33 protein-coding genes and 1 tRNA gene are annotated in these 25,610 nt (G+C 56.7%); 4 read left to right on the top strand and 30 right to left on the bottom strand.

Annotation, left to right across the window (positions count from 1 at the left end):
- Nucleotides 1-32 precede the first annotated feature (32 nt).
- The 5 genes from RHM55_RS16110 to RHM55_RS16130 all read right to left on the bottom strand — a co-directional run bounded on the left by RHM55_RS16110 (nucleotide 33) and on the right by RHM55_RS16130 (nucleotide 3,594).
- Nucleotides 33-108: transfer RNA gene (locus tag RHM55_RS16110), tRNA-Thr, on the bottom strand.
- Nucleotides 109-587: 479 nt separating this feature from the next.
- Entirely contained in the window at nucleotides 588-1,277 is a 690-nt protein-coding gene (locus RHM55_RS16115) for an ABC transporter permease (RefSeq protein ID WP_219063680.1), read from the bottom strand.
- A complete protein-coding gene (locus RHM55_RS16120) occupies nucleotides 1,274-1,969 on the bottom strand; it encodes an ABC transporter permease (RefSeq protein WP_322177318.1) in 696 nt (231 codons plus the stop codon). Before RHM55_RS16120 ends, RHM55_RS16115 begins: the two co-directional genes overlap by 4 nt.
- A 73-nt stretch (nucleotides 1,970-2,042) precedes the next feature.
- The gene (locus tag RHM55_RS16125; RefSeq protein ID WP_322177319.1) at nucleotides 2,043-2,807 is read right to left on the bottom strand and encodes an ABC transporter substrate-binding protein; all 765 of its coding nucleotides are present in this window, start codon (nucleotides 2,805-2,807) and stop codon (nucleotides 2,043-2,045) included.
- 13 nt (nucleotides 2,808-2,820) lie between these two features.
- Complete coding sequence (locus RHM55_RS16130) at nucleotides 2,821-3,594, bottom strand: ABC transporter ATP-binding protein (protein WP_219063677.1); 774 nt, start codon at nucleotides 3,592-3,594, stop codon at nucleotides 2,821-2,823.
- Between the two features lie 555 nt (nucleotides 3,595-4,149).
- Between RHM55_RS16130 and gabP the strand changes: the two genes are divergently transcribed.
- Nucleotides 4,150-5,544 carry a GABA permease gene (gabP, locus tag RHM55_RS16135; protein ID WP_322177320.1) on the top strand — a complete coding sequence of 465 codons (1,395 nt, stop codon included), beginning with the start codon at nucleotides 4,150-4,152 and terminating at the stop codon, nucleotides 5,542-5,544.
- A 104-nt stretch (nucleotides 5,545-5,648) separates the two neighbouring features.
- Here gabP and RHM55_RS16140 read toward each other — a convergent pair whose 3' ends face one another.
- From RHM55_RS16140 to RHM55_RS16150, 3 genes are all read right to left on the bottom strand, one after another.
- A complete protein-coding gene (locus RHM55_RS16140) occupies nucleotides 5,649-6,803 on the bottom strand; it encodes a Fic family protein (protein WP_322177321.1) in 1,155 nt (384 codons plus the stop codon).
- Nucleotides 6,804-7,242: 439 nt separating this feature from the next.
- The gene (locus RHM55_RS16145; RefSeq protein WP_322177322.1) at nucleotides 7,243-7,632 is read right to left on the bottom strand and encodes a bacteriocin; all 390 of its coding nucleotides are present in this window, start codon (nucleotides 7,630-7,632) and stop codon (nucleotides 7,243-7,245) included.
- Nucleotides 7,633-7,700: 68 nt separating this feature from the next.
- Entirely contained in the window at nucleotides 7,701-8,192 is a 492-nt protein-coding gene (locus RHM55_RS16150; RefSeq protein ID WP_322177323.1) for a hypothetical protein, read from the bottom strand.
- Nucleotides 8,193-9,246: 1,054 nt separating this feature from the next.
- Here RHM55_RS16150 and RHM55_RS16155 point away from each other — a divergent pair.
- Entirely contained in the window at nucleotides 9,247-9,720 is a 474-nt protein-coding gene (locus RHM55_RS16155) for a hypothetical protein (protein ID WP_322177324.1), read from the top strand.
- Nucleotides 9,721-9,917: 197 nt separating this feature from the next.
- Here RHM55_RS16155 and RHM55_RS16160 read toward each other — a convergent pair whose 3' ends face one another.
- Together RHM55_RS16160 and RHM55_RS16165 are read right to left on the bottom strand one after the other, a co-directional pair.
- Nucleotides 9,918-10,118, bottom strand: coding sequence for a hypothetical protein (locus RHM55_RS16160; RefSeq protein WP_322177325.1), 201 nt, complete (start codon nucleotides 10,116-10,118; stop codon nucleotides 9,918-9,920).
- 601 nt (nucleotides 10,119-10,719) lie between these two features.
- The gene (locus tag RHM55_RS16165; RefSeq protein ID WP_322177326.1) at nucleotides 10,720-11,148 is read right to left on the bottom strand and encodes a hypothetical protein; all 429 of its coding nucleotides are present in this window, start codon (nucleotides 11,146-11,148) and stop codon (nucleotides 10,720-10,722) included.
- Between the two features lie 608 nt (nucleotides 11,149-11,756).
- On the opposite strand from RHM55_RS16165, the gene RHM55_RS16170 reads away from it, so the two are divergent.
- Both RHM55_RS16170 and RHM55_RS16175 read left to right on the top strand, forming a co-directional pair.
- Nucleotides 11,757-12,287, top strand: a complete 531-nt coding sequence (locus RHM55_RS16170; RefSeq protein WP_322177327.1) for an ImmA/IrrE family metallo-endopeptidase — start codon at nucleotides 11,757-11,759, stop codon at nucleotides 12,285-12,287.
- The gene (locus RHM55_RS16175; protein WP_322177328.1) at nucleotides 12,287-12,883 is read left to right on the top strand and encodes a hypothetical protein; all 597 of its coding nucleotides are present in this window, start codon (nucleotides 12,287-12,289) and stop codon (nucleotides 12,881-12,883) included. The genes RHM55_RS16170 and RHM55_RS16175 overlap by 1 nt, the downstream gene beginning before the upstream one ends.
- A gap of 467 nt (nucleotides 12,884-13,350) precedes the next feature.
- Here RHM55_RS16175 and RHM55_RS16180 read toward each other — a convergent pair whose 3' ends face one another.
- The 20 genes from RHM55_RS16180 to RHM55_RS16275 all read right to left on the bottom strand — a co-directional run bounded on the left by RHM55_RS16180 (nucleotide 13,351) and on the right by RHM55_RS16275 (nucleotide 25,470).
- Complete coding sequence (locus RHM55_RS16180; RefSeq protein ID WP_322177329.1) at nucleotides 13,351-13,749, bottom strand: hypothetical protein; 399 nt, start codon at nucleotides 13,747-13,749, stop codon at nucleotides 13,351-13,353.
- Nucleotides 13,750-13,919: 170 nt separating this feature from the next.
- The gene (locus RHM55_RS16185) at nucleotides 13,920-14,540 is read right to left on the bottom strand and encodes a hypothetical protein (RefSeq protein WP_322177330.1); all 621 of its coding nucleotides are present in this window, start codon (nucleotides 14,538-14,540) and stop codon (nucleotides 13,920-13,922) included.
- A gap of 111 nt (nucleotides 14,541-14,651) precedes the next feature.
- Entirely contained in the window at nucleotides 14,652-15,272 is a 621-nt protein-coding gene (locus RHM55_RS16190; protein ID WP_322177331.1) for a tail assembly protein, read from the bottom strand.
- Nucleotides 15,269-15,889 (bottom strand): tail assembly protein, encoded by a 621-nt coding sequence (locus RHM55_RS16195; RefSeq protein WP_322177332.1) that lies wholly within the window; start codon nucleotides 15,887-15,889, stop codon nucleotides 15,269-15,271. The genes RHM55_RS16190 and RHM55_RS16195 overlap by 4 nt, the downstream gene beginning before the upstream one ends.
- A gap of 8 nt (nucleotides 15,890-15,897) precedes the next feature.
- The gene (locus RHM55_RS16200) at nucleotides 15,898-16,278 is read right to left on the bottom strand and encodes a hypothetical protein (protein ID WP_322177333.1); all 381 of its coding nucleotides are present in this window, start codon (nucleotides 16,276-16,278) and stop codon (nucleotides 15,898-15,900) included.
- 115 nt (nucleotides 16,279-16,393) lie between these two features.
- Entirely contained in the window at nucleotides 16,394-17,002 is a 609-nt protein-coding gene (locus tag RHM55_RS16205; RefSeq protein ID WP_322177334.1) for a hypothetical protein, read from the bottom strand.
- On the bottom strand, nucleotides 16,999-17,313 hold the full coding sequence (locus RHM55_RS16210; RefSeq protein ID WP_322177335.1) for a hypothetical protein: 315 nt from the start codon (nucleotides 17,311-17,313) through the stop codon (nucleotides 16,999-17,001). The genes RHM55_RS16205 and RHM55_RS16210 overlap by 4 nt, the downstream gene beginning before the upstream one ends.
- Nucleotides 17,310-17,672, bottom strand: coding sequence for a hypothetical protein (locus tag RHM55_RS16215; RefSeq protein ID WP_322177336.1), 363 nt, complete (start codon nucleotides 17,670-17,672; stop codon nucleotides 17,310-17,312). Before RHM55_RS16215 ends, RHM55_RS16210 begins: the two co-directional genes overlap by 4 nt.
- Entirely contained in the window at nucleotides 17,669-19,465 is a 1,797-nt protein-coding gene (locus RHM55_RS16220) for a DUF927 domain-containing protein (RefSeq protein WP_322177337.1), read from the bottom strand. The genes RHM55_RS16215 and RHM55_RS16220 overlap by 4 nt, the downstream gene beginning before the upstream one ends.
- Complete coding sequence (locus RHM55_RS16225) at nucleotides 19,452-20,333, bottom strand: toprim domain-containing protein (RefSeq protein WP_322177338.1); 882 nt, start codon at nucleotides 20,331-20,333, stop codon at nucleotides 19,452-19,454. The genes RHM55_RS16220 and RHM55_RS16225 overlap by 14 nt, the downstream gene beginning before the upstream one ends.
- Nucleotides 20,326-20,613, bottom strand: coding sequence for a hypothetical protein (locus RHM55_RS16230; RefSeq protein WP_322177339.1), 288 nt, complete (start codon nucleotides 20,611-20,613; stop codon nucleotides 20,326-20,328). The genes RHM55_RS16225 and RHM55_RS16230 overlap by 8 nt, the downstream gene beginning before the upstream one ends.
- A 6-nt stretch (nucleotides 20,614-20,619) precedes the next feature.
- Entirely contained in the window at nucleotides 20,620-20,898 is a 279-nt protein-coding gene (locus RHM55_RS16235; RefSeq protein ID WP_322177340.1) for a DUF3077 domain-containing protein, read from the bottom strand.
- On the bottom strand, nucleotides 20,895-21,122 hold the full coding sequence (locus RHM55_RS16240) for a hypothetical protein (protein ID WP_322177341.1): 228 nt from the start codon (nucleotides 21,120-21,122) through the stop codon (nucleotides 20,895-20,897). Before RHM55_RS16240 ends, RHM55_RS16235 begins: the two co-directional genes overlap by 4 nt.
- Nucleotides 21,119-21,292, bottom strand: coding sequence for a hypothetical protein (locus RHM55_RS16245; RefSeq protein ID WP_322177342.1), 174 nt, complete (start codon nucleotides 21,290-21,292; stop codon nucleotides 21,119-21,121). The genes RHM55_RS16240 and RHM55_RS16245 overlap by 4 nt, the downstream gene beginning before the upstream one ends.
- Before the next feature lie 305 nt (nucleotides 21,293-21,597).
- Complete coding sequence (locus RHM55_RS16250) at nucleotides 21,598-22,119, bottom strand: Rha family transcriptional regulator (protein ID WP_322177343.1); 522 nt, start codon at nucleotides 22,117-22,119, stop codon at nucleotides 21,598-21,600.
- On the bottom strand, nucleotides 22,116-22,469 hold the full coding sequence (locus RHM55_RS16255) for a hypothetical protein (protein WP_322177344.1): 354 nt from the start codon (nucleotides 22,467-22,469) through the stop codon (nucleotides 22,116-22,118). The genes RHM55_RS16250 and RHM55_RS16255 overlap by 4 nt, the downstream gene beginning before the upstream one ends.
- A 1-nt stretch (nucleotide 22,470) precedes the next feature.
- Complete coding sequence (locus tag RHM55_RS16260; protein WP_322177345.1) at nucleotides 22,471-22,731, bottom strand: AlpA family phage regulatory protein; 261 nt, start codon at nucleotides 22,729-22,731, stop codon at nucleotides 22,471-22,473.
- Nucleotides 22,732-22,904: 173 nt separating this feature from the next.
- Complete coding sequence (locus RHM55_RS16265; protein WP_322177346.1) at nucleotides 22,905-23,702, bottom strand: hypothetical protein; 798 nt, start codon at nucleotides 23,700-23,702, stop codon at nucleotides 22,905-22,907.
- 123 nt (nucleotides 23,703-23,825) lie between these two features.
- Nucleotides 23,826-25,031: a tyrosine-type recombinase/integrase gene (locus tag RHM55_RS16270; RefSeq protein ID WP_322177347.1), complete on the bottom strand. Its 1,206-nt coding sequence runs from the start codon at nucleotides 25,029-25,031 to the stop codon at nucleotides 23,826-23,828.
- Nucleotides 25,018-25,470, bottom strand: coding sequence for an Arm DNA-binding domain-containing protein (locus RHM55_RS16275; RefSeq protein ID WP_322177348.1), 453 nt, complete (start codon nucleotides 25,468-25,470; stop codon nucleotides 25,018-25,020). Before RHM55_RS16275 ends, RHM55_RS16270 begins: the two co-directional genes overlap by 14 nt.
- Nucleotides 25,471-25,610 lie beyond the last annotated feature (140 nt).

A 25,610-nucleotide genomic window follows, 5' to 3' on the forward strand; every position in this document is an offset into this window, starting at 1 on the left:
GAGATTTTGAAAGCTTTCTCTGGAACCTTGTATGGTGCCGGCACCAAGAGTCGAACTCGGGACCTACTGATTACAAGTCAGTTGCTCTACCAACTGAGCTATACCGGCGTGATGGGCGCAAAGTATATCCAGATTTTTTGGGTTGTAAACCCCTAGCTGACTGATTCGATTGCAAAAACTTTCAGCGATGAGCTTTTTCACTGCTTCTGTCCCGCTGCTTCCCTGATCCACCCTCGACAGTTGGGGTTTTTTCCTTGTGTTGGTCAGGTTCTGTGCACGTTCTGCACCCCTATGTACTGCCGGTAAAACAATGGCTTTGCGGGCCATATTCACTTTTGCTGGAATGCTTATGCACAATCGGAGTTAGGGGTGGCGCGCCAGTGGCTGATTTTGTGCGGCCGTTCTCAACTGCTGCAACTTACTGTTTTTTGGGCGGTTTAGGCTTGAGTGAAAAATGATCAGTCATGAACTTGGCCAGCAGGCTGCGGTTTTCGTGCCTTCTTCGAATTGTTATTAACAGACTTATCCACAGACTGGGCGCGGATGAGTGGAGTATTCAGGCTGCTCCATTCACCCGCGCGTTTGTCTCACCGCCCTTGGCAGGCGTCCACGCGCAGTACGCGTTCCAGTAGCTTGAAGCCGCGTACCAGGACGTAAGCCATCAGCAGGTAGAACATCCCGGCGGCGAAGAATATTTCGACCGGCAGGTAGGTCCTGGCGATGATGGTGCGTGCCATGCCGGTCAGTTCCATTAGGGTGACGGTGCTGGCCAGCGCGCTGGCTTTGAGCATCAGAATCACTTCGTTGCTGTAGGCCGGCAGCCCGATGCGCGATGCGCGCGGCAGGATGATGTAGAACAGGGCTTTCCACTTGGACATGCCCAGCGCCCGCGCCGCTTCGATTTCGCCCGGCGGGATGGCCTGGATCGCGCCCCGCAGGATCTCGGCGATGTAGGCTGCCGTGTGCAGGGTCATGGTGACGGTCGCACACCAGAACGGGTCGCGCAGATACGGCCACAGCGCGCTCGCCCGTACCGAGTCGAATTGCGCCAGCCCGTAATAGACCAGAAACAACTGCACCAGCAGTGGCGTACCACGGAAGAAGAAAATGTACGCGTACGGCAAGGCACGTACGGACAAATGCCGTGACGAGCGCGCGATGCCCAGGGGTATCGCCAGAATCAGCCCGGCGACCACTGCGATGGCGACCAGCTCCAGGGTCAGGGTTGCGCCCTGGGCCAGCCTTGGCAGCCATTTGATGATGACTTCCCAGTTCATGACGAACTCCTCAAGAAACCGCGTGCGGCGCGTTTTTCCAGCAGGTACATGCCGATCATCGCCAGGACTGTCAGCCCCAGGTACATGAAGGCGGCGACCATATAGAAGGTGAACGCCTGTTTGGTGAAGCCCACGGCGATCTGCGAGTGACGCATGATTTCTTCAAGGCCGATCACTGACACCAGTGCTGTGTCCTTCATCAGGATCATGAACAGGTTACCCAGGCCGGGCAGGGCGATGCGCCACATCTGCGGCATGATCAGCTTGATGAAGATCCGCGATGTGGACATGCCCAGCGCCATACCGGCTTCGCGATGACCTTTAGGGATGGCGAGGATGGCCCCTCGGAACACTTCGGTCGCATACGCGCCAAAGCACAAACCGAGCGCGATCACCCCGGCCGCAAAGGCGTTTAGCTCAAGGTCGGGTTTGCCGAGCGCTTCGCCGAGGCTGCGCATAAGGTTGACCGTGCCGAAGTAGATCAGCAGGACCCAGAGTAATTCCGGGATGCCGCGCACCAGCGTCGAGTAGGTACCGCCAAGCCATTGCAGCGACTTGTAGGGTGATGTTTTTGCCAAGGCGCCGAGCAGACCGAGCACCAGCCCCAGGCATAACGCCGACAGGGCCAGTTTGACGGTCATCAGCGCGCCAGCCGCAAGGGCCGGGCCGAATCCGTAGATATCAATGTTCATAGGCAGGCTTTGCTAGGGACCGGCACCGCGACGCTGTCACTGAAACAAGAAGCGGCGGTGCCCGTCGGGCAGGTCAGAGAATACTGAACGGGAAATACTTGTCGTTGATTTTTTTGTAGGTGCCGTCGGCGATGATTTCTTTCAGCGCTTTGTTCAGCTCCTCACGCAGTGGATCGCCTTTGCGCACGGCGATGCCGATTTTGTCGTTGCCGAACACTGGCTCGCCTTTGAATTCAAAGTTTTTGCCCGCGTCGCTTTTGAGCCATTCGTAGTTGACGAATTTGTCTGCCAGCAGTGCATCGACACGCCCGGAGGTCAGGTCGAGGTAGGCGTTTTCCTGAGTGTCATAGAGCTTGATGGTGACGGTGTCACCCAGGTTGTCTTCGAGCCAGCTACCTGCCAGCGTCGCACGCTGGGCACCAATGATTTTGCCTTTCAAGGTTTCCTTGAGGGTGGCCTTGTCGATGGTCAAATCAGTGGTCTTGGGCGCAACGAACTGCAGCTTGTTGGAATAGTACGGGTCAGTGAAGTCGACGGCCTGTTTGCGTTCCTCGGTGATCGACATCGACGAGATCAGGAAATTGAATTTATTCGCGTTCAAGGCCGGGATGATGCCGTCCCAGTCGGACGTGACGATTTCGCATTCGACTTTCATCTTGGCGCAAAGGGCGTTGCCGATGTCGACGTCGAAGCCCACGACCTGGCCGCTGGCGTCTTTGTTATTGAACGGCGGGTAGGCGGCTTCGATGCCCATTTTCAGTTTTTCTGCGGCAAAGGCGCTGGTCGCGAATGTCAGAGTGACGGCAGCGGCCAGGAGAAATTTTTTGTAGGTCTGCATGCGTGTTGCTCCGTTAGCGGTTGCTGGACATGAATTGTTTACAACGCGCCGACAAGGGGTTTTCAAACACCTGTTGCGGCGATCCTTGTTCTTCGACGAGGCCCTGATGCAGGAACACTACTTCGCTGGACACTTGGCGGGCAAAGCTCATTTCGTGGGTTACGAGCAGCATGGTCCGGCCTTCTTCGGCGAGGGCTCTAATGACGTTGAGCACTTCCTGAACCATTTCCGGATCGAGGGCGGAGGTCGGTTCATCGAACAGGATTACTTTAGGCTGCATCGCCAGGGTGCGGGCGATGGCCGCGCGCTGTTGTTGACCGCCAGACAGTTGGGCCGGGTACACATGACGCTTGTCGCCGATGCCGACTTTGGCCAGCAGGGCTTCAGCGACTTCAATGGCTTCAGCCTTGCTTTGCCCCAGTACGCGACGCGGCGCCTCGATGATGTTGTCGAGTACGGTCATGTGCGGCCACAGATTGAAGTTCTGGAACACGAAGCCGATCTCGCTGCGCATGCGATTGATCTGCTTGTTGTCGGCGGCGATCAGATCGCCATTCTTGGCGGCCTTGAGTTTCAGTTCTTCACCGGCCACCAGAATCTGCCCTTGATGCGGGTTTTCCAGCAGATTGATGCAGCGCAGCAGGGTGGATTTACCGGAACCGGAAGAGCCAAGGATCGAGATCACATCGCCATCGCGGGCGGTCAGCGAAATACCTTTGAGTACTTCAAGCGAACCGTAGCGTTTGTGCAAGTTACGGATTTCCAGCGCGGGCGTGGCCTCAGCCATGTGCGGTCCTCATTGTGTTCTGTGTGCTCCTGCTATTGGCGGCCTTCCTTGGCGAGCGCCAAGCTAGCATAGCGTTTGGAAGCAAGCTTCCGGCTATCGAAGGGTTGTCGCATTGCTAACGCAGACTGTCGCGCGGATACAAACCGCACCTCGGAAGGTGCGTTGGTCACGCGACGGCTGGGCAAAAAAGGGCCGCGATGGTGCCAGTTTCGAGAGGGTGTTGGAAGGTTTATTGCCTCGGAGGCAATCCTCTCGGTCATTTTGCGAGCGCACCACATCGGGGCGACAAATGCGCCCTGTGTGTATTTGTCATGCACGCCATCGTTAAGTGGGTGAGGCGTTCAGTAACAAACTCTGGAAAATGGCAAAAGGCCATTCCTATCAAACGCTTATGGAACGAGGCGCAAGCGCGTATATCCGTGGACGACGTCGTTATAGACACATTTTGGCGTAAATCTTGCGTAAAAAATAAGGAACAGCGTCGTTGCTTTCTTTTTACGGGGTGCGCGACGTGTACGACGAACTGAATCTCGCTTCTTTGCAAAGGTAGTTTTAATGAGCAGTGCGCAAAAATCCAACGACCTCGATCAGGGGCTCAAATCGCGACACATCACCATGCTTTCTATCGCCGGTGTGATTGGCGCTGGCTTGTTCGTCGGCTCCGGGCACGCCATCGCCGAGGCGGGCCCGGCTGTGCTGTTGGCCTACTTGGCGGCGGGCACGCTGGTGGTTCTGGTCATGCGCATGCTGGCCGAGATGGCGGTGGCCTCACCTGACACCGGTTCGTTCTCCACCTACGCGGACCGTGCTATCGGCCATTGGGCCGGTTTCACCATTGGTTGGCTGTACTGGTGGTTCTGGGTGCTGGTTATCCCTCTCGAAGCCAACGCCGCCGCGACAATCCTGCATGCCTGGTTTCCCGGCATGGCAATTTGGGCGTTCACGCTGGTTATCACCTTGCTCCTCACGGCCACCAACCTGTTCAGCGTGAAGCATTACGGCGAGTTCGAATTCTGGTTCGCTCTGATCAAGGTGTTGGCCATTATCGGTTTCGTCATTTTGGGCGTTCTGGCGATTTTCGGTCTGTTGCCGGGCAGTCAGGTCAGCGGCGTCAGTCATCTGGTCGACACGCACGGCTTCATGCCCAACGGGATGGGCGCTGTGCTGGCGGCCATGTTGACCACCATGTTTTCGTTCATGGGCACCGAGATCGTTACGATCGCTGCCGCTGAATCGAAGAACCCGGGTGAGCAGATCACCAAGGCCACCAACTCGGTGATCTGGCGGATTTGCCTGTTCTATCTGGTGTCGATTTTCCTTGTCGTCGCGCTGGTGCCGTGGAATGACAGCCGTCTGACCGCGCTGGGTTCTTATCAGACCGTGCTCGACATGATGGGCATTCCTAACGCCAAACTGATCGTCGATCTGGTGGTATTGGTCGCCGTAACCAGTTGCTTGAATTCGGCGCTGTACACCGCCTCGCGGATGCTCTTCTCCCTCGGCAAGCGCGGCGATGCGCCTGCTGTTGCAAGACGCACTAACCGCAGCGGCACGCCTTACTGGGCGGTCATGCTGTCCACCTCAGCGGCCTTCCTGGCGGTATTCGCCAACTACGTCGCTCCGGCGGCGGTTTTCGACTTCCTGCTCGCCAGCTCCGGCGCCATTGCGCTGCTGGTGTACCTGGTCATCGCCATCTCCCAGTTGCGCCTGCGCCACAAACGCACCGCTAATGGCGAGACCATTGCCTTCCGCATGTGGCTGTTCCCAGGGCTGACATGGGCCGTCATCGTCTTCATCGTCGGCGTGCTGACCATCATGCTGTTCCAGGAAGAACACCGCGTCGAAATCCTCGCCACCGGCGTGTTGAGCGCGTTGGTCATCGCAGCAGGATTGCTGGTGGCACGACGCCGCAACATCGCGGTACGGCAGGGCAAGCCGGTACTGAGTTAATGGGGCAGGGCTGTTATAGGGCTCGATAAAACAAAACGGCCGCGATCAGTGATGATCGCGGCCGTTTTTGTTGGGGGGGTAAGCTCAAGCAGCGACGAGCGCTTTCAGGGCTTCTCCAATGGCTCGGGTATGAAGCCCTGATCTCTAAGTGCTTTGATAACGCCGCGTATCAAATAATTATTGGAAAAACCAATCGTGTACTGCCTTGCACCTTCGCTGATAGGAAGTAGCATGTCTTGGTCGACGAGTTTCTTTATCAGGTAGGTTCGCTGAGCGCTTTTAAGCTTGGGTAACACGCCCGATAAATCTGCGGATTTAACGACCTTCGCCTTTATCGCCACGGACAGCACAGACTCTTCTGTCTCGGTGATCCAGCGTCTTTCACGGGCGAAAGCAATGGCAGGATTGAGGATCGACTTCGTCAGGTATGCATACTGTGTGAGTCTATCAACCTTGGCCAGTTCGTCGCGAACGCCTTCCAGGACATAGGTGCACCAGGCTTCGAGCCCTTCTTCTGTGCCTGTATCTGCTGTCGCGAGCATTGTGTAGTAGCGCTCTCGATCATTACAGAAAACGGCTGTGGGGTTGAGAACCCGCCCTCCAGTGCTCACATTGAAACCATACTTCATCAGCATTGCGTAGGTGAGTAGTCTCACCACCCGACCATTCCCATTACCGAATGGGTGTATCCATCCGAACCTATGATGAGCCAACGCCACTTTCATCAGGTCGTATTTTGGCGAGTCGTCCTTGTTTATGAAGTCGACCAGCTCTTGCATGTACCCTTGCACAAGGACGAAGTCAGGCGGCAAGTGCTCTGACTGGGATATGCGTACCGTGCCTTGTCGATAAGCCCCTGGCGTCTTGTCACCTTCGCGGTGGAGTTCCTGCACCGTCATGGCATGCAGCTCGCGGATAACATGCTCGGTAAGCGGGGTGCCGGGCTCCATGATTTTTTCTATGTAATCCATGGCCTTTTCAATGTTGGCCACCTCGCCCAATTGATCGGTGTCTTCCACCCTGCCTTCTACCTTGCTGTCGATGTAGTCAGCAAGGGTGGTGTGGTTCCCTTCGATGCGCGCAGATCCCAGGCTCTCAAGCGTGTGGAATATGGATTTGAGCTGGAAAAAGACCGGGGCGGGCGTGTCCCCTTCAAGTTTTAATCGGCGAAGGTGCTCAAGCTCGCTCAGGACGTCCACCAAGCCTGAGTCAAAGGAGGGATTCAATAGCTTAAGGTCATGGTGAAGAAATTCAGGCATGAGCGGAATATCTCTAATCGCCAAATAGATTATCTATAAAAATTTCAGCGAAAAGCTTGTATTCACTGAGTCCCTGATTAGGGCCTGATAAACATTATATTAAATCAACGATTAAGCTAAGTTAAATTTCTGCGGAAATTATGTGTAAAAACGACAGGTCTTGGGGCGTCGTGGGCAGAGTCAGCGGGCAGGGAAGATCGGCTCGGCGGGCGAGCTTGCCCTGCATGACTCTTAAAAACAAAACGGCCGCGATCAGTGATGATCGCGGCCGTTTTGTTTGGAGCGGGCTTTATTTGAACGGTTCGAGCAGGTCGCCTTCGGCAGCCAGTAGCGCTGCTCCTTTCTTAGTCACGATCTCATTCAGGGAGGCCATGCCTGCATTCCCCGGGTGAAACCGCAAAACCAAAGCCCGGCAAAAAAGCGTCAGGCTGCAAACGAATCAGTCATGTTTGCGCTTGTGTTTGCTGCCACTGGCCATGTCATTGGCAATGGCGCCACCTGCTGCGCCGCCCAGGCCTGCGCCAACGGTTGAGCCGGTAGTACCGCCCAGTTTGCCGCCGATCAGCGAGCCGCCTGCTGATCCGAGGCCGCCACCGAGTGCTGCGGAGGTCTTGTGACCTTTGGGTGCAGAGATCGCGCCTCCTGCTGCGCCGCCGACACCGGCACCCAGTGCTGCACCGGTGCTGCCGCCCATTTTCTGGCCGACGACGTTACCCAGTGCGCCGCCGATGCCCCCGCCAAGTGCGGCGTTGAGATCGCCCCCGGCCATGGCGCTTTGGGCGGCCAGAAGTCCTAGGGCGAGGGTAAGGGCAGAAAGTGTTGTACGCATGTTACTAACCTCAAAAAAAGACGATGCAAAGGTGGGGGACGGCAGACTCCTGGAGCCTGTCCGGTGGATCAGTCTCGGCGAGACAGGGTTTTGTTTTTTTCCTGCAGAATCCGTGATGCCTCGTTGTAGTCGGCCTGGAACACAGGGCCTTCCATCCATACAACGGCAGCGTCTTCGTCTTCGTCGTAGAACATCGCCCGGTACGCGATGAGCAGGCTCATCAAGAAGTCGGTGGCGTCCTCTTCTTCCTCTTCGGCAATGACCAGTTCCAGCACCGGGTATTGAAGAAAGACCACGCACATTGCCAGTTGGCTAATCGCTTCGGCGGCTTTCATGGTCTGGAACAGGTCGTCGAAGTCGGCCGGATCGAAGCCGTTTTCAAGGATGTCCTTGAAGTCGAACGTGCTCAGGTCAATGTCGACGTCATCGAAAGGCTGGTTGATCAGGGGTGACGCGAGAACCGGGTGGACGACGCTCTGCGCGGGTTTGCTCACGCGGTTCTGCCTGGCCTTGGTCTTCGCCCGTTTGGCGCGTTTCTGCTGTTTGTCTGACGAGGCCATGGGCTTGAGTCCTTTTGCAGGCAGGGGGGGCGTTGGGGCGCCATTGAAGCGCATACCTTTCGAATAGCCAAGGGGGGCGTCGGCCGCTGTGCGAGCGAACGATAAATGGCGCCCAATAAAAAACCCCTGAATCTTTCGATGCAGGGGTTTTTCGGTATTTATGGTGCCAGAGACGGAATCGAACCATCGTCTACAGACCGCGTATTTACTGGTATTTGCTGGTTATGTGTCTGGTCAATGCCCCCAAATATGCCCCCAAAACGAAAAGTACCCCTCTCATCCGGTCAATTTTCCCCGGTAATGGGGCCGCTAAGATTCGAGCTATCGGATGAGCGGCCAGACTTGGCCTATTTAGATACCGTCAGAATTTGCACGGCGGCCTTATGCCCCAACTCTGGGGAGTGAGCCTCTGGCTGAGTAAGGTTTTCGCTATCGAGTTCTTGAGGCGTTACCGGGGCCACTCGGTCAGCCAGCATTAAAGCCAGAACTAGAGAGACAAAACCCAATATCACAGGGAATGATCCGCGCCAGAACACGATGCGTTGGCGGCGCTGGTGTGCGTTCATTTGTGCCACCCCTTCTCGGTTCCGGCTAGATTATTTTGTTCGCCTGGCTATGCCGATTCAATGTAGCGTCAGCCGCCGATGTTCGCTAGCCCGTGAAAAGTTGCGGGGGCACCGACTCCTGAAAGTTTAGGACGACTCAGACCATGCCCGTAAAAAGGGGGCACATTTCAAAAAGTGAGTAGATTTGTGAGTAGAAAAAGTCACTGCCGATGACTGACTCCAGTAAACACGCGGGCTGTAGCCAATAGTACGGTTCCTGTAGACAGAACAATCGGCATTTCTCCCGCTTTTACCCTCTGCTCAGGATGGATCAAAACTGAGCCATCCGGTAATTACTGGATATTCCGTAATTAGCCTGGCCTCCCGTTTCGGTATGGCAGGTGTGCGTGGGGTAGATAGCAAACGGCCATCAATCCAGTACAATCATTTTTGTTCTGCGCAACGCAGCTCATGCCAATGAAGGCAGCCATATTTCCCAAGGAGTTACTTTGAAAGCCATCCATAAGACCATCTGCGCTGCCGCCGCAATAGGCGCTACGTTGATCTCTGGCTGCGCCAGCATCGTCAGCGAAAGCAAGCCGAAGGTTGCAATCTACAGCATGCCTACTGGTGCCAAATACGACGTTTTGAACAGTAGCGGCCAAGTTGTAGCGTCCGGAGTTACGCCGGGCGGCGCGATCCTTAAATCGAGCCGTGGTTACTTCAAGAGCGAGAGCTATAGCGTAGCTTTCCACAAGGAAGGGCATGCGGACACGGTGACGCCATTGAAGTCGTCAGTGAATGGCTGGTATTGGGGGAATATCGCGTTCGGCGGCCTGATCGGCATGCTGATCGTTGATCCGCTGACTGGCGCCATGTACACGCTACCCGATGATGTCACTGGGAATCTCCCAAGTCTGGCGAAAGCACAAGCTCCAGCACCTGTACAGACGAAGCCAATCGAGCAGCTATCTCAGCAGTAGGTTGCGACGAAGGGTGCGGCGCAAGGGCGGTCTTGATCTGCCTATCAGTGGGGCTGCCTGCCGGGGAGCAATCGCAGTGATTCAGCTTCCCGGTTTCAAACAGGAGAACTACCCGGATTTTGGGTAGTTTGTCCGCGACACAATCCGCGCATAACGAAAACGTGTCGCGCACTAGATGCCGGAAAGCTTGCCGCTATCTACAGCCGCATTTCCCTGATGATCCGCCGAGGCTCCGAACCCTGCGAGAGCGCACGCCTGGCGTCCTTGGTGAGCTGGTCGAGTGCCTGGCTCTCGAACTCTTCGGCCATGGCTGCGGCCTTCCTCACGATCAGCAATGCCAGCTCGGGTGGAAACACCACCTTGTCGATGGGCAGGTAATCACAGTCAATCACGGACATGGGGTGGCCCTCGCAGATGTGGTCGTGCTCAACAGTCGCTGAACAGGCGTTCGATTATCTGATAACTACCGTGATCCTGGTAGTTTGCTTGGGGCGTCCTGTCACCTATCGAGGCCGGTTGCGAGCGTCAATTCTCCCTTGACGAGCCCACCGAGAATTTTTGACGGGCCGCGCTCGCTGCTACCTCGCTAAATCCTCGCCAGCCCTTACAGATAAAGGCGTCCAGCCAGGCGCTGGCGCATGGTCGTCTGGCAATCCGTCAAACCCTGTCAAAAATTCCGTCAAGGCTGGGTCAAGGATTTTGGCATTCTTGACGGAGTGCGGCGCTCGGATGTGCTGAGATACTCTGCGCACCAGGTGTGCCGCTGCTTTCCGGGCAATCGTCTTGCTGAGCCAGGCCACAATCCGTCCAATGCCTGTCCAGAATCCGTCTGGGGTCTGTCAGGGGTATGAGACGACCAAGCCTGCTTGTTTGACGGCACTCGCATGGATAAAGCCTCGGACGTCCACCTGGCGCGGGTTTCGTCTCATGCCTGTCTCACATCCGACTACCGTTCCGTCAAAGCGTGGTCAAAGTACGCTCACTGCCTTGGTCTGATACTCATAGAATTTGGCCTCTGCAAAACGGCCAGAATGAGTAAAGCCACGAACCGCCTAGATCTCCGAAAGCATTCACTAAGGCCCCCACGATGGAAACCACGATTCCGACGGCGACATTGCTTCCGATACGGCGCTCCTCTGCGGTTGTCGTGACCAGGTCACCACCCTGCAGATCTCCAAGACGTCCGGCCCCCGACTGGGATCGGTAGATTCCATTGGAAAACACAGGTGCCATAGTGAACAGAAGACCAGCCACGGCAATAACCGCCCCGAATCTGTTGAGCATTGTCCAGTCGCCCTTCCAAATCGAAAGGCCGACACCCGCGATTAACGACACGGCCACCAGCACATAGAGGAATGTTCTGTTTGCCAGCCATTGCACCCAGGGGTCAAGCAGGTGGCTGTCCACTCCGTGGTGATTTGCACTCATTGCGTCCTTCCTTTGCTCGTATGAGCCCACAGCAGGCCCTAGGTCGCGAATATAGCGTACTCCCATCGTCGTCTTGCCTGATTGTCCTAAACCTTGATGTGTCGCGGATTGCATTTGCCTGGGAAGACGCAAAGTTGCCAGTCAAACCACCTGCTTTTGGTGGAAACCACAGTGGAAACCAGCGGCTGGCAACCATAGCTTTTGATAACAGGCAGGCTGACCAGGTACGCATTAGCTGGTGCGAACCAGAAGTGCGAACTTGCTGCCGGTACGGCTTGGTGAGCGCATACCGAGAGCGCTGTGCGCGAGACGCGTCTATTTACTTTTTTCCAGATGTGCCAGATTAATAGAGGTGAAGGCATCGGGCGCGAGACTCTCGGCTTTCTCGGTGTAAGAAAAGGCTTACATGGGGAGGCGCGTATGGATTACGAGAATGAATTTCTTTGTTGCGTCATGCTCAATGATCATGCAATGTGCCGCCGCTTCTTAATTACGCATCAAACTGGCGTAATTTGAGGATAGAAGCGACCATCCTTGAAAAACTCATGATCGCACCCATCTGACGGTGTCTTGATAACGCAGCAGAGCAACCCATAGGAGGTTCGGAAATGTCGATTCGTAAAGCCGTTTCTCTCGCCGAGAAAGCCTTAGGCCTGTCTTGGGATGGCGCGTTGCCTGTTGATCCGCAAGAGATAGCAGAAGACCTGCTGATCAAGAATTTTAGCGAGTCGGGCGATGACAGTCTTCCTGTCGTGGTTCGTGGTCGCTCGTCCGAGTTCCTTGACGGATGTAGTGGTCAGGCCAGGCTCGCAAAGGACAGTAGCGGCTACTACTACCTCTGTGAGTACAACAAGGAAGAAATTAGCTACAGGACGCGCTTCACCATCGCTCATGAGCTGGCTCACGTTATGTTAGGCCATGTCCGGGAAGGGAGGGCTCCAAAGCGAGACAAGTCCTTCAACAACTATAACGATCCAGATGAGGTCGCTGCGAATGCGTTCGCGGCCAACCTGCTGATGCCAGAAGATCTTGTGAGAGACCTTTATGGTTCAGCCAGAAATGTGCAGGACTTGGCAGAGGCGTTCGGCGTTTCGTCAGTGGCGATGACTTATCGTCTCAAAAATTTAGGGATAATTTGATGAGTTCGGCGAATGAAACCGTAGCCCATATTGACCGGAGTAGTGATCGAGACCAAGGCGGGCCTAAAGCGACAGCTCCTCGGGATACGGACGATTCTCTTAGTCGAATTACCAACGACACAATGGTGCGGAACGGTCTTGGGCGCGCGCTCACGCTTTGGCTTGCTATCGGAATGGGTGTCTTAGCCGCACTGTGCATAGGGTTTGCCCTATACACAGGAATGCATTTCCTCTCCAACATTGAAGCAGCTGCTGCGAAAGCCGACGAAAGAGAGCGGAATGTATTTTTGGCAAATGAAATTGCTAAGGCTGTACGGACTGCGAACCCAGATGCAGTTAAGGTTGAGCTGACGGCTCTCCCAGATAAACCAAAATTGTTCAACAACTCCGACGCTTTGCAGTTGATGGCGCCTCTAATTCCAGCAACCTTCTCATCTGCACTCGGTTTGATCATCCTAGTAACTTTGACTAGGTTTGTATCAGGCTTCGTTTTGTCTGATCGTAAAGATCCGCCGAAAGATTCGGACTACGGTGCGATTGCGGTATTGGTGCAAGAAATTGTTTCTGCTGTGAAAGCCATACGTAGCAAAGACTAGGGCTTGTCTGGACGCTTTCGCGCACTCCAGGTGCGTGAAAAGTCTGCGTGAAACACTGCGTGAAAACATGCCGATAGGCACTTGACGCGGGTCATTCATGGGGTTATTTCACAAACACGTCATTCGACCTCGATTTGGCGTGTTTTTGCCTCATTCATGGGGTTTGTTTCGCAAGTCAGCTTTCGACCAGTGAAAAGCACTGCGATACCGTAGAAACCTCAGTGGAAACCAGCGCTTTATGAGCCGCGCAAAGTGTCGGCTTTCGGTGGCAACCAGCGTGGCAATCTCACGTTTGGCAACCGCCCGGACTGGTAACCATTGGTGGTAACTTTGCTGGTAACCGCGATCCAGGTTCGCGCCAGCACTGCGAACCAAAGGTACGAGCTTATAACTGGCGCGCCTCTGTCGCGTAGGCGTTGAGGACCTTTCCGCCTCATTGCCTAAGTCATGGCTGGCCCTGGTCTAGGCTACAAGATTTTTTTCAGCGTTCCTTGTGGCATGACTTCTATCACCCTGACGAGCTTTCCGTCGTGAAATATCAGTCTGTATTCGACTGCCCCGGTGTAGCCACCATAACTATTTTTCGCGTTAACAGAAGCTATCAGCATGTAGCCTGCGGTCAGTTCGCGCGATTCAAATGCATTCCCTACGTAGTAGCCGCGGTTAACCGTCGAAAATTGATACTGCGCAGAATATGGATCTTTAAGGTACAAGCTAAAAAACTCTGTCGCCTTCTTTTCTGCCTCCCAAGAGGCTATGGGCGCGCCGTAGTTAGCGGTGGCAATGTCGTACTGGGATGGCGCGGACGCACATCCTGTAAGCATTACCGCTACTAGCAACATTGACCATATCCATCTGTTTTTCATGTCACCCTCCATAGTTGAGCTCCGACTCTATCATGTCGCGATGCCATCATTCGGTGGGCGATCACCCTATAAGTTCGCCTCGTGCCTTCTCCTGATCTCGCAATTGCCTTGATAGGTCGCGCATGAATGGACGGAACCCTCCTTGCCAAGCATTGCGCGATGATGCTTTCTTACCTTCGGCGGTCGTCGGGCCTGTGCTGTTTGCCCACGGTTGCCAGCTCCGAATCATTGCCGATTGCCGTGCTCGTCGCTCGGGTGTCCAGCCGTTGCACATGTTCTGCCTCCAATAGTTCGTTCTGCGCCTTTTTGGGGTTCCTTGTGCGCATGTGCGCGTCGGAACCGCCGTTGTTCACTTGTACGTTTTGACCGATGTTCGCCTGCTTCACGAAAGCAATTTGCTTGGGCGCCTTGAGTTCGGCCAAAGTCTGCAATGTGGCGCGGCTCTGGTTCTGCGCCCTGAAGGCTAACCGGAAAAGGGTATCGAGATTTTCCATATGCTTTGATTTCATTGCCCGCGTGGCAAGGTTGGCAAATAGTGCGTCCAGGGTATGGGCCTGAGCCAATAGCATGTTCTCGGCTCGGGTCAGGTCGCCTTTGTTGACTGCCTCGGTCTGTCGGCGCAGCTCGCGGGCGAGGTCAGTGACGGGCACGTTTACCAATCCGCTGCTGACCAATACAGCCGCGCTAAGGTTTTCCGGCATGACGTGGGCGCGGGCCAGGGTTTGCCCATGTGTCTCGCTTCCTTCCGGCGTTACCTTCAGCACGTCGGTATTGTCTTTGGGTTCGGTCATGGAGTTTGATTCGCGATGGGTGTACATGGCATCGGCGATCAATGAATGCGACTGCCGATGATGAAAGCCGCCCGAAGACGGCTGCCCTGTGAGGTTGAGTTTCCGGCTTGGCTACTGCTTATCCTCGGCAACGATGCCAACCGACACGCAAGCAGACCCCACGGTCATCTCGCCGTAGCAGAGCGGAACCGGGTTGCCTTGGGTGGTGGTGTTCTTGATGCCGGAGAAGTTATAGCTGGGTGTGTTGTTGGCTGATTCGGACGAGCTGAGACCTTTTTGCGTACCAGTCATAATCTGAGCCACACCGCCCATGGCAAGCGACATTCCGATTGATCCAAAGACAGCACCAGTCGTAGTGCCAAACAGCGACGTAGCACCCGCTCCGGCGGCCAACCCGCCAGAGAAATAGCTTGCCGCCGCTACCAGTGCGATGCCGACGATTGTTTGCAGTCCGCCACTGTTCTTGCTGCCCTGTACAACAGGAGTAATTCGGATAACCCCATTTCCTGGCGGATCACCCAATTCATCCACGCCGATGTTGCGCCCACCGTAGAAAACCGCGAACACAATGCCTTTGTCCTTCGACTCGATCATGTATTGATTGAAGCCTTTGTGAAGAACGCCAAGCGCGCGCATAAGCTCCCGGCCTGAGTTAATTGCCAAGTGATGCTCTTTGCCAAAGCGCTTACCTAGCGCTCCGTCCAGGCGGATTTCTCGAATTCGCTCACTCATACCTGATCCTCAGCATAAATCCCCGCGCTGATGATCGCGCCTCCCACCCTCCGCTTGCCGTAGCACAGCGGCACAGGGTTTCCGGAAGCGGTAGTGTTTTTGGCGTTGCCGAATGCGTAGCCCGGTGTGTTCTCGGGCGCAGCGCTGGTTTTTAGGCCGCCAGCTTGAGGGCTGAGCATTTGGATCACGCCGCCAATCGCCATGGCCCAACCAGTAGCAGCCATCGCACTTGTAAGCGGTGTGGCCGTGCCGCCTGATGCGGCGGTGATGAATGCAGCCGCGACGATCAGCACCGCTCCTACGACGGTTTGCATGATGCCTGCGCGCTTGCTGCCGCATATCACCGGAACGATGCGGATCTCCCTGGCGCCCCCAAGCTTTAGCTCATCCTCACCGACGTTTTTCCCGTTGCGGAAGATGGCGAACTCCAGGCCCATGGCCTTAGCGTTTGCGAGGTACTTCAAGAAGCCCGGATGGTTTACATCGATTGCCTTCGCAACCTCATGCACGCTGCCGGTTGAAAGTTCGTAAATGTGTTCCCGACCGAACAGCTTCGCGGCTGAGCCGCTGAGCAGGATTCGGGTTTTTGGTCTGTATTCGATTGCTGATGCGCTCATGTTGGCTCCTATCTGTTGGCAGTGTTGTGGGTTGGAACTTCGACGCCGATCTGCATAGCCAGCATCATTCGGGATGCCATGGCATCGTCACGGATTGCCTTTTCTCGGCCAAAATCCGGGTTCCAGGCCCAGCAGTGAGTGGCCTGATAGGCTCGAGCCCCACGGAACGTTCCGCGTAGTAGGTCGGCTGAGATTCTGGCCTCATCCTCTGTGAAGTAGGGGCCGTCGATAACCACTTTCTGGCCCTCCTGAACATACTGAACATCCCAGACTAAATAGCCGCCAACCATGCGAATGTCGCTGGCAAAGTCAGCGGCCTTGCACGCCTCGGCAAAGCGCTCTTTGTGGGTGGGCGGTTGCTGGGCGGTATTGCTGTGTTGGTTTGTCATGCGTACCTCTGGTGCGCCGCTGGCGCTGGTAATGGGCTGATGCCCGGTGGCGTTGCTCTGGTGGTGCGCGACACGTTTTGCGTTTGAAGAAAACGTGTCGCGACACGGGAAGGGTTTATTTGCCGACGATGCGCAGGTCGGGCGGTAACTTCGGCCCGAACAATTCACCAGGCGCGAACGGATCTGGCAGCAGGTCTTCCGGGCATTCCTTGATGAAATGGATCATTGCGGCATTACAGGCGCGATACAGCGGGCCACCGGCACCCCATTCGCCGCCGTACCCGGTGGCGCTGTCCTCCAGTTGGGATAGGTAGGCCACTCCGCGAAGACTGGTGTCACCGTCCTTGTGCGCTTGCTGGCGATGAACCGGGTTGACGCTCATCAGGTCGCACATGCGGTCGAAGCCCAGCGCATCGGCCAACCCTTCGCGGTCGAACATCAGTGATTGTCCAAACCCAGTCAGTACGCGGCGCGCCCCACTGCGCTCATCTTCTCGGTGTGCCTGCGCTCGCTGCTCCAGATCTGCAATGGCTTGCCGGGTGAATGGCATAAACGCTTTCAATTTTCCCGCTTCACGGCGCATGGCACGGCGTTCGCTGTGGATTGAGTCGAGTTGATGAGCAACGACGCGACAAATACGCCGGTTGGTGATGAGTTTCGTGGTGGCGCTGGTGTTTGGCTTCAATCCGATGTTGCACAGCGCGATGATGAGGTTCGGCGTCATTGGTGCGACTCCATAGGTGTGCGGTCATAAGTGGCGCGCAGGTCAGCGCCAGCAGCGCAGTAGCGGCCGGTGGGCGCGCAGCAGGAACGACACGCCATAAGGTGGTTGATGTATTGGTCGCGGGTATGGCGCCACTCAGGCGTTGCCATGGCGGAATTGGTGTAAGTGCGTGCCGGTAATTGGACTGGCCGCTCTGCGCGATTGACCAGCACCAGGCGTGGACGATCCGGGGAACGATTCGCCATGGTCGATTTGTCGGCGCCAGCGATGGTCGGCGGCATGTGATCGAGCAGGCTGGAAAGCAGGCTCATGACGTCACCCGCCCCGGACTTTTAACAAGCACATGTTCCTGTGATTTCAAAAACACCGGCAACAGTGGCAACAATGGCAACAGCCCCGTAAACCATGGCCTCCAGCCGTTGCCGATGCTGCCATTTTGTTGCCACTCGGTTTTTTGTGGCAACAGTGATAACCAAAACAGGCAGTAGGCGAAGTCTCTTATATTGAAACTTAGGTGTGTGTTGCCAGTTGTTGCCACTTTTTTTATAGGGTGGCAACGGCTACAAGCCACGTTCCACAAGGCCGTTGCCGGTGTTGCCACTGTTGCCAGTGATTCTAGGTTCCTGTGAACTTGGGCAATCCGGGAAAGTGGTGTTTGGGTGCCATTCATACGCCGCCACCCTCCATGTCCACGGCTTCTGGATCGACGACATACAGCCGGGCTTGGCCGCCACCAGGGAGACGATAGTTCTTCGTTTTCCGCTCGTTGTCACGGCGCGCCAGAACGCCAGCTCCCTCCAGCGCTTTGACGACACGGCTCAGACCGTAGCCGGGCGCCGCCTCACCCAATGCCGACTTGTTGAACAGGTACAGCCGTTTACCCATGGACAACTCCCAGTACCCGGCCCGGTTGAACACCTTGGTGTCGGGCGTCTGGTCGTTCACGTCGGAGAATCGGCTACTGCCGTGCTTGTCGATGAAGTCCAGGATGCCAGCGAGGATCTGCCGGTCTTCGGCATTGCCACTGCCAACACGGCTCAGCCACTCGCCATAGAGCAACTGGCAGTCAGCAAGTGCGCTACCAGGCGTCCAGGGCAACAGGCCATAGGCGATAGCCATTTCCCCGGCCAGCGCAATGACGGCGAACCTGTCCGCTACCCGTCCGGCTTGAGCGTTGTCCTCGACGAAGCTGGCGCGTATACCGGCGAAGTCTTTCAGCAGGCCGGGCCGGTCATCGCTGGCGAGCAACTTTTCCACGAATGCCGATCCAATGTGCCCATGGTGTGCGGCGACAGCGACGGTCAGCAGGCGGTGAAAGTCGGCGCCCGCCAGGCCATGCAATTCGTCGAAAGCGCGGTGGGTGCGCGTACCGGCGTTCACGTCCACCATGCGCAACTCAGCGCCAGCGTGGGCCGCATTGCCGCCGATGGCCGCGTGTTCAGACAGGGAGCGTTCGCCGCTGGAGAGCGTCAGCAGGCGCCAACTCAGCTTGGCCCGACCTTCACGCTCACGGGTCATGGTGCCTTTACCCTGGCCGTTGGCGAGCGAGTACGCCATTTCCTGTACGCGCTTGGGGTCGGCTCGTTTGATTTCGTCCAGAGGCAACAGGGTGTCATTGCGGCCCGAGGCTTCAATCTCCAGCCCGCCCTTGGTCATGTCCCAGCTGGCGGCGAATATGCCGGGGTCACCCCATACTGACGAACCGATCAGTTGCGCCAGTGACTTACCGCTGGAGCTGTCGCCCACCAGGTGGACGCCGCCACCCAATACGCCCACCAGACTCAGCAACGGGCCAGCCAGCGCGCAGCCAATCGCCAGCGTCAGTACCGGGTTGCCCTCACACTTGGCCGCAACTTCGGTTTTCCAGCTCTCCAGATCGCCACGGACGCTGAATAGGTTCTGTCCCTTGCCGCTGGCCTGATAACGCACCTTGTCACTGCCGATGGTGCGGCCCGGCAACACGAACGCGCCCGACTCATGCCAGCCGGGGCGGCAAGTGGTTGCGAATACTTGGTCGGGGCGCTGGTCTAGGAGGTACTCCATGAACGCGCCACGTTTCTTGAGCGCGATAATCACGCCCATCCCGAACAGTTGGCGCCTGGCGTCCTCACCACTGCCGCCGAACACTTCCATTGGGATAATCCATTCCTTGATGCCGTTCTCCGTCACCAGGCGCAGGAAGCGGCCTTCGCTGCCGTCGTCACTGTTGGTCGTCCGGGCCGCTACGGTCACGGGGCTGGATATCCATTCATCCGTGATGGGACGTTCGACGCCATCGTTATCGTCGTCGCTGTCATCTTGGCCAGCCACTCGCTTGAAGCCGTGCCGATACACGCCGGGGCGCAGCCTGCGGCCTTTCTCGTTCGTCACCCAGTGCTCATACACGGCCCAGCAAGGGCGCTCAGGCTTAACCATGGGTGCCTCGGGGCGCAGGTTGATGACGTTGTTTTCAGGCGATGCCATGGGCTTTGCTCCATACGGCCAAATCATTGAAGTCGGTCAGCGTGTCGGGCGCATCGGCGGGCCATTCGGGAAAGGTCACCAGACAGCCAGCAAGAGCGGCGGCGGCATTGGCGGCGGCGCGCCCGGGGTTGCCGTCGGTACGCCTGTCGTCGTCACCGGCGATGATGATTTCTTGATTCGGGTACCGGGCACGAAGCGCCAGCGCCACCGGTTTGAGGTTGCCGGCGTTCATCGCGCAGGCGACGGTGTAGCCGCCGTCCTGATGGAGCGTTGCGCCAGTCGCCCAGCCCTCGCAGACACAAAGCGGACGATTAGGGGTGATGGTGCCGAACGTGGAATAGCTGGCGTTGACCTTGCCGCCAGCGAGGAAGCGCTTGCCGCCGTCCGGGGTAATCCGTTGCAGGTTGACCAGCTGGCCGTTGGCGTAGAGCGGGACTAGCAGCTCGTCACCGCGCTGGCGCAGGCCGTGGCCACGTACACCCTTGGCGACCAGATACGCGTGGTCAGGGTCGGCTCGGCGGGCGTGACTCCACCAGCGACAAGCCCATTCGGCGGCGTTCTTCTGGCGCCGCCGGCGTTCGGCTTCGCGCTGGTGCCGGGCCTGCTCAATGCGTTGGCGCACCTGCTCGGCTTCACGGGCGTCGACCGGCACACGGCTACACCAGGTGTTAGAGCCGCCAGACTTCCAACTGCCGAACGCGCCCGAGGCGATAGCGTCCAGGTACAGGACAAGCCAACCATTGAGGGTGCCGGGTTTATCGCCGGGGACGTGGAAACGGTGAATCTGCCCATCAGGCACGGGCAGGAAGTCGAGCGGCCCAAAAACCGACTGGAGCGCATCACGGAAAAGGAGCGTCACGTCACTCATGATTCACCTCCAGGCGATCAGCGCCAGCAAAGGCCCGGACTACTTGCCCGTTATTCACGGCGTGCCAGTAAGTCAGATCGTCCAGCGAATCAATGAGGCAGGCCGTCACTACGGCGTCGGCACTGCGCATCACGACACGCCCACACTCTGCGTCGGCCTGGCTCAAGAACGGCCCCAGCAAAGCCTTGGGCGCTTTCGGATGCGTGACGTAAAACAGTTCGGCGACTTTCTTCGGGCAAGCCGGTAGCGCACCCACTGTGTTGCAGGTTTGGTTATTCATGGTGGGTTAAGCCTCTACGGGGTCAGGGCTATCGAACTGCAATGTGGCCCACAGCGCGTCAATGATCGCCTTAGCGCTCTCTATGGTGTGATAGGCCATCCAGGCTTGATTGCCCTTGAGCGGCGTCCCCATACCGGCAAGCTCGATGCTGTCAGCGACGCAAGACAGGAGGTCGGACGCTTTGTTTAGCGCGAACTCAGCATTAATACCGGGGGTAACGCTGAAGATTTTTTGACTGCCAATCTCTGAGAATCCTTCCTCGGTAGTAATCAGCGGCTTAATCACAGATCACCCCCATTCGACTCAATCACGCCTTCGAGCAGTTCGGCCCAGGCCATGGCGGTGTGCTGGGCGAACGTCGCCAGAACTTTCGACGCAAGCGGCTGCGTGGTTGGCGCGGCAATCACTGAGAGAGCCAGTGCGAGCATGACAAGAATTTCTTGCACGTCGCGCAGATCGTCGAGGGGGCTATCGACGGGCGATGCGGCGGATTGGATAGGGCAGGTCATGCGGCACCGCCTACAGCTTCCAGGCTGCGGGCTTGTTCCATGTGGGCGTTGTAGCGTTTCAAGCGAACGGAGAGGGATGAGTCGGCATGAAGTGCGGCGATTGCCATAGCGCGGTGCGCGGCGGCTTTACCGGATGTTGCGGACGGATTTTGAGTGCGGGAGAACTGCATAGTTACGGCTCCAATTTCATTTTTGGAGCTGCCACGGATCGTCGCCAAACGATTTAAGGGTGACAGCTGTGCGCAGGTTGGCGAACCGGGGAAATTGAAACCCGGCAGACCCGAAGATCTCCCACGCACAGCCGTCATAGAGCGAAATTGCAGACAAACAAAAGGCGCCTGCTTTCGGATCATAGACGCCTGTGCGTCAATTTCATTTCCGGGTCGCCAAACCCGAGTCGCTGATTTTGCAGCGACGGGCGCACCATACCGCCGATGTGCGAACTTGGCAACACTCGGGAATGATTGAGTGGTGTTCATGGGCGCCCCTCTTCCAGTGCGAGGGGCAGCTTCAGTTGCTCCCTCAAGTGGGCGACGTGCTGATGCATGCCTGGCTTGTCATAGCGCCAATGAGCCAGCCGACTACCGCTCTGGCTCGCCTCCTTCTTGCGAGCCTCCAGCGTCTGGCAGGCGTGCCCGTAACGGGCTTCACGGAATGCCATTATCAGACTCGACTTCAGCTCCACGACGCGATCAGTGTTGCGAGACAGCGCCAGTAGGAAGAACGCTTGATCCTCGTTCAGCAGGGAAAACTTCATGTGCTTAACGCCGCGAGACTCCAGCGTTTTCACTGCCTCCGTTTGAAACGGAACAAGCCCAAACTCTTTGAACTTACCAAGGTAACGCTCGATCAGTTCCATGGTGTTCTTGTGTTGATTGCCCGTCTGCTCGGCCAGCAAACGGCTATCTATGCGTAGCTCACCCTTGTATTGGATCAGGGTAACGTGTGATTTCCCCACATTACTTTCGTCCATTGGCTTGATGATCTTGGCTGTCATTCCGCCACCTTCTGGCGTTGCTTCAAGGGCTTGCCTAGCATCAGCAACACGTTGACGGCGCGGCGGCGCTCACTGTCTGGCAGGGTGTAGCGCGTGACGGTGCAAGGTTCGCCCCAGTGGTTAGGCACGCGTTCAAGCTGGCGCTCGAATTTCAGGCCGTAGCCATTCGCCAAGCTGCTGATGGTCGAATGTAGGCAGTGGTCGCCCAGGTGTTCGGCTTCAAACCGGATCAGGCTACCGTCATACAGCATGTGTTCCAGTACGCGGGCGATCTTGCTCGGTGCTTTGGGGGTGGTAATATCGCCATGCGAGGGGCTGGTCGGCTGGTAAAGAGGCTGGTCTTTTTTCATGTCAGGCCACCGCTCGGCTTTCGGCGATGCGGTCATTCATCCATCCGTAAATTTCAGCCTCGACCCACACTACGCACTTCGGCCCCAGTACGACCTGTTTTGGGAAGTTGTCGGCGGCGATGCGGCGGTAAATCTCGGTACAGGAAAGGCCGGTGATGCTTTCCACTTTCTGGCGCTTGATGAACTGGATTGCTGGTTTATCACCAGCGACCAGAACGGCCTGTTCGGTTTGTTTGCGGATAGGGTGGGTAGTGGCTGTCATCGTCTAGTCGCTCCAGGGCGGTTTGGGTAATCGACGATGGCAATGCTGGGGTGGCGTGATCGAAGAGTCATTGCAATTGCAAAAAACAGATTTGCAATTGCAAATCGTGGGCTTGTGATTGCAAAACAAATCAGGCGCAGCGCAAATCAGTTTCGATGCGGCGGGAAGGGACCTTAAACGCGGGACCTCGCGGCTAACTCGGCTTGTTCGGCAAACTTTTTGGAGTCAGCCAAAAGGTGCTTGATAGTGGTTTCACCTGCGCCATGCCAGCCCTTATCGACTATTTCGGCCACGATTGTTTCTTGTGTATGGTTGGATCGAGATGAGTTGATGATGTAATCACACATGCCTGCAATCACTAGGTATGCGGATTTCTTCGGTGACTCAGACGCTTGCGCAGATATGTCATGGAGTCTCGATATCTCACATCTGAGATCGCCAATTTCTGCGATGGCACCCTGTAACTCTAGCTGGACCTGCTCTTTTCCCCGTCTATGGTTCTCGGCTGCTGTCTTGAACTTTTCGACTTCTGTTGCCGTTGCGGCCAGCTCATCAGCATTGATCGTGTCGCCCAGAGCCTCTACATGAAAATTTTGGAATGCTAGCGAGTAATCATCTACGTTTGCCGCGGTGAACCATTTTAGCTGCTCTTTGGTATTCCTCCCGTCCTGTCCAAATACCATCACCTCGCCTTGCAAGCACAGGCACGCCCCTTGAAGACCTGGCTTCAGCGTCAAAATTTCCGGGTTATCCAGGCGATGGTAGCCAGAAGCGGCCACGTCTCTATCCCAGTCATCGTCGTCAGTACCAAAACACCCCATGCCAACATTGATAAAAACCTCAATGCTGCGAGCAGCGCAATAGCAGAGAACGATGTCCTCTGTGACTTTGGCGCCGGTAATGATGCGCAGATAGTCGGCTGTCTGGCTTAGATTGAGCCATGGCAGGCTTTTATAAATCTTGCGCATCATGGGAGCTAACCGATTAGTAGGGCTGTATGGGCATACATGAGTTGCTAATAGCAACATGCTACCAACAAAGCCCCACGACAACCAACCAATGGTCAGCACTTGCGGATATCTTGCGCTTAGGTGCTAAGCCTTTCGCTTGATGCTCACCACGTTGGCGCCAACGCACACGGCGTCGATTGAGTCAGCCCAGGCTTGCATCATTTCCCGGCGCTGCTCGACATAGGCCGCATGGTTGTAGGTGCCGCGTATCTCGTCGCTGTCACCGTGAGCAAGCTGGCGCTCGATCCAATCCTTGTTGTACCCGCGCCCGTTCAACTCGGTGCTGAGCAGGTGGCGGAACCCGTGCCCTGTCTGTCGTCCTTCGTACCCGGACAACCGTAAAGCCTTGTTGATGGTGTTCTCGCTCATGGGGCGCTCAGGATTGGCGCCAGCAAAGACCAGTGAGTAACGCCCGGTGATTTCGTGGAGCTGGCGCAGGATGGCGACGGCTTGGCGGGGCAGGGTGACGATATGCGGGCGGCGGGCTTTCATGCGCTCTTTCGGAATCGTCCAGGTCGCGGTGTCTAGGTCGAACTCAGACCACGGCGCTTGGCGTAACTCACCAGGGCGAACCGCCGTCAGCGTCAACAGTCGGACGGCGTGCTTGGTCAGGGTATGAATGTTCGCGGCTTCGACCTTGCCCAGTAGTTCGGGCAATTCGGCAAAGGTGACGTGCGGGTGATGGCGAACGGTTTTGGCTGGCGCAGCGACCACGTTTAAATCGGTGGCCGGATTTACCTCCACGACGCCCCTTGCCAAGCCGTATCGGAATATCTGGTGTAGCCATTGGCGGATCTTGCCAGCGGCATTCAACGTGCCCCGCGCCTCAACCGTGCGCACCAGTTCCACCAGTTCGGGCCGAGTGATGGATTTTATCGGGCGGGCGCCGATGCCTGGGATGATGTCGTTGTCCAAATACAGTTTGGCCTTGTAGGCGGTGGCCTCTGCCCATCGTGGCGAGTTGTAGTCGTACCATTCCCGCGCTAGCGTCTCGAAAGTCAGCCCATCGACCTTCTGTGCGACCTTGGCGGCTTTCTTCTGTTCTCCGGGGTCGGTGCCTTCGGCTAGTTGCTGACGTGCTTCGTCGCGGCGCTGGCGGGCTTGTGAAAGGGTGATCGCCGGATATGCGCCGAAGGCTAGTTTCTTTTCTTTGCCCGCTACCCGGTACTTGAGCCGCCACAGCTTGGAGCCGTTCGGGGTTATCTCCAGGTACAGCCCTTGCGCGTCGCTCAGCTTGTATGGCTTTTCTTTGGACTTGGCGGTTTTGATGGCACTGTCAGTAAGCGGCATTTGAGGCACCCTCCGGTTCGACGGCCAGCAGGAAGGCGCGGACGGCGGCGGTCTGCTCAGGCGTCAGGCTAAGAATCTGGCGGGGTGTTTCGATGGTTAGCGAGTTTTCCAGCGTCATAACTAAGCGAAAGGATTTTGCCCTTGATCTATGGGCGGCGCGCTCGGTTCGTTCAGCTTTGCGTGCCGCGCTTGGGTCGTCACCGGCTTTCAGTAGGGCGCGTGCTTCGTCCCTAGCCTTGATCGCTTGCGCAAGTGTGACTCCGGGGTAGGCGCCCATGCTCAAGCTTTTTGCTACCCCATCCAGGCGATAGCGGAATCGCCACAGTTTCGAGCCTGTGGGATTGACCAGCAGGTAAAGCCCTTGGCCGATAGTTGTTTTGTACGGCCTTGCCTTGGGCTGTAGTGCGGCAAGCGTTTTTCCGTCGGGCGCTGCGTCCATTCTGGGGGCCTATTTTTCGACCGAACTGATAGGCCACCAATTAAGCCCCCATTTGTTTGGGCTTACAAGGGGCCGCTCGGGAATCATAGGCAACAAAAAACCCGCACTAGGCGGGTTGTCTGTGGGCTTTCAGGTGTTTT

Origin of the sequence: Pseudomonas sp. MH9.2 (assembly GCF_034353875.1) — a bacterium.
Lineage (GTDB): Bacteria > Pseudomonadota > Gammaproteobacteria > Pseudomonadales > Pseudomonadaceae > Aquipseudomonas.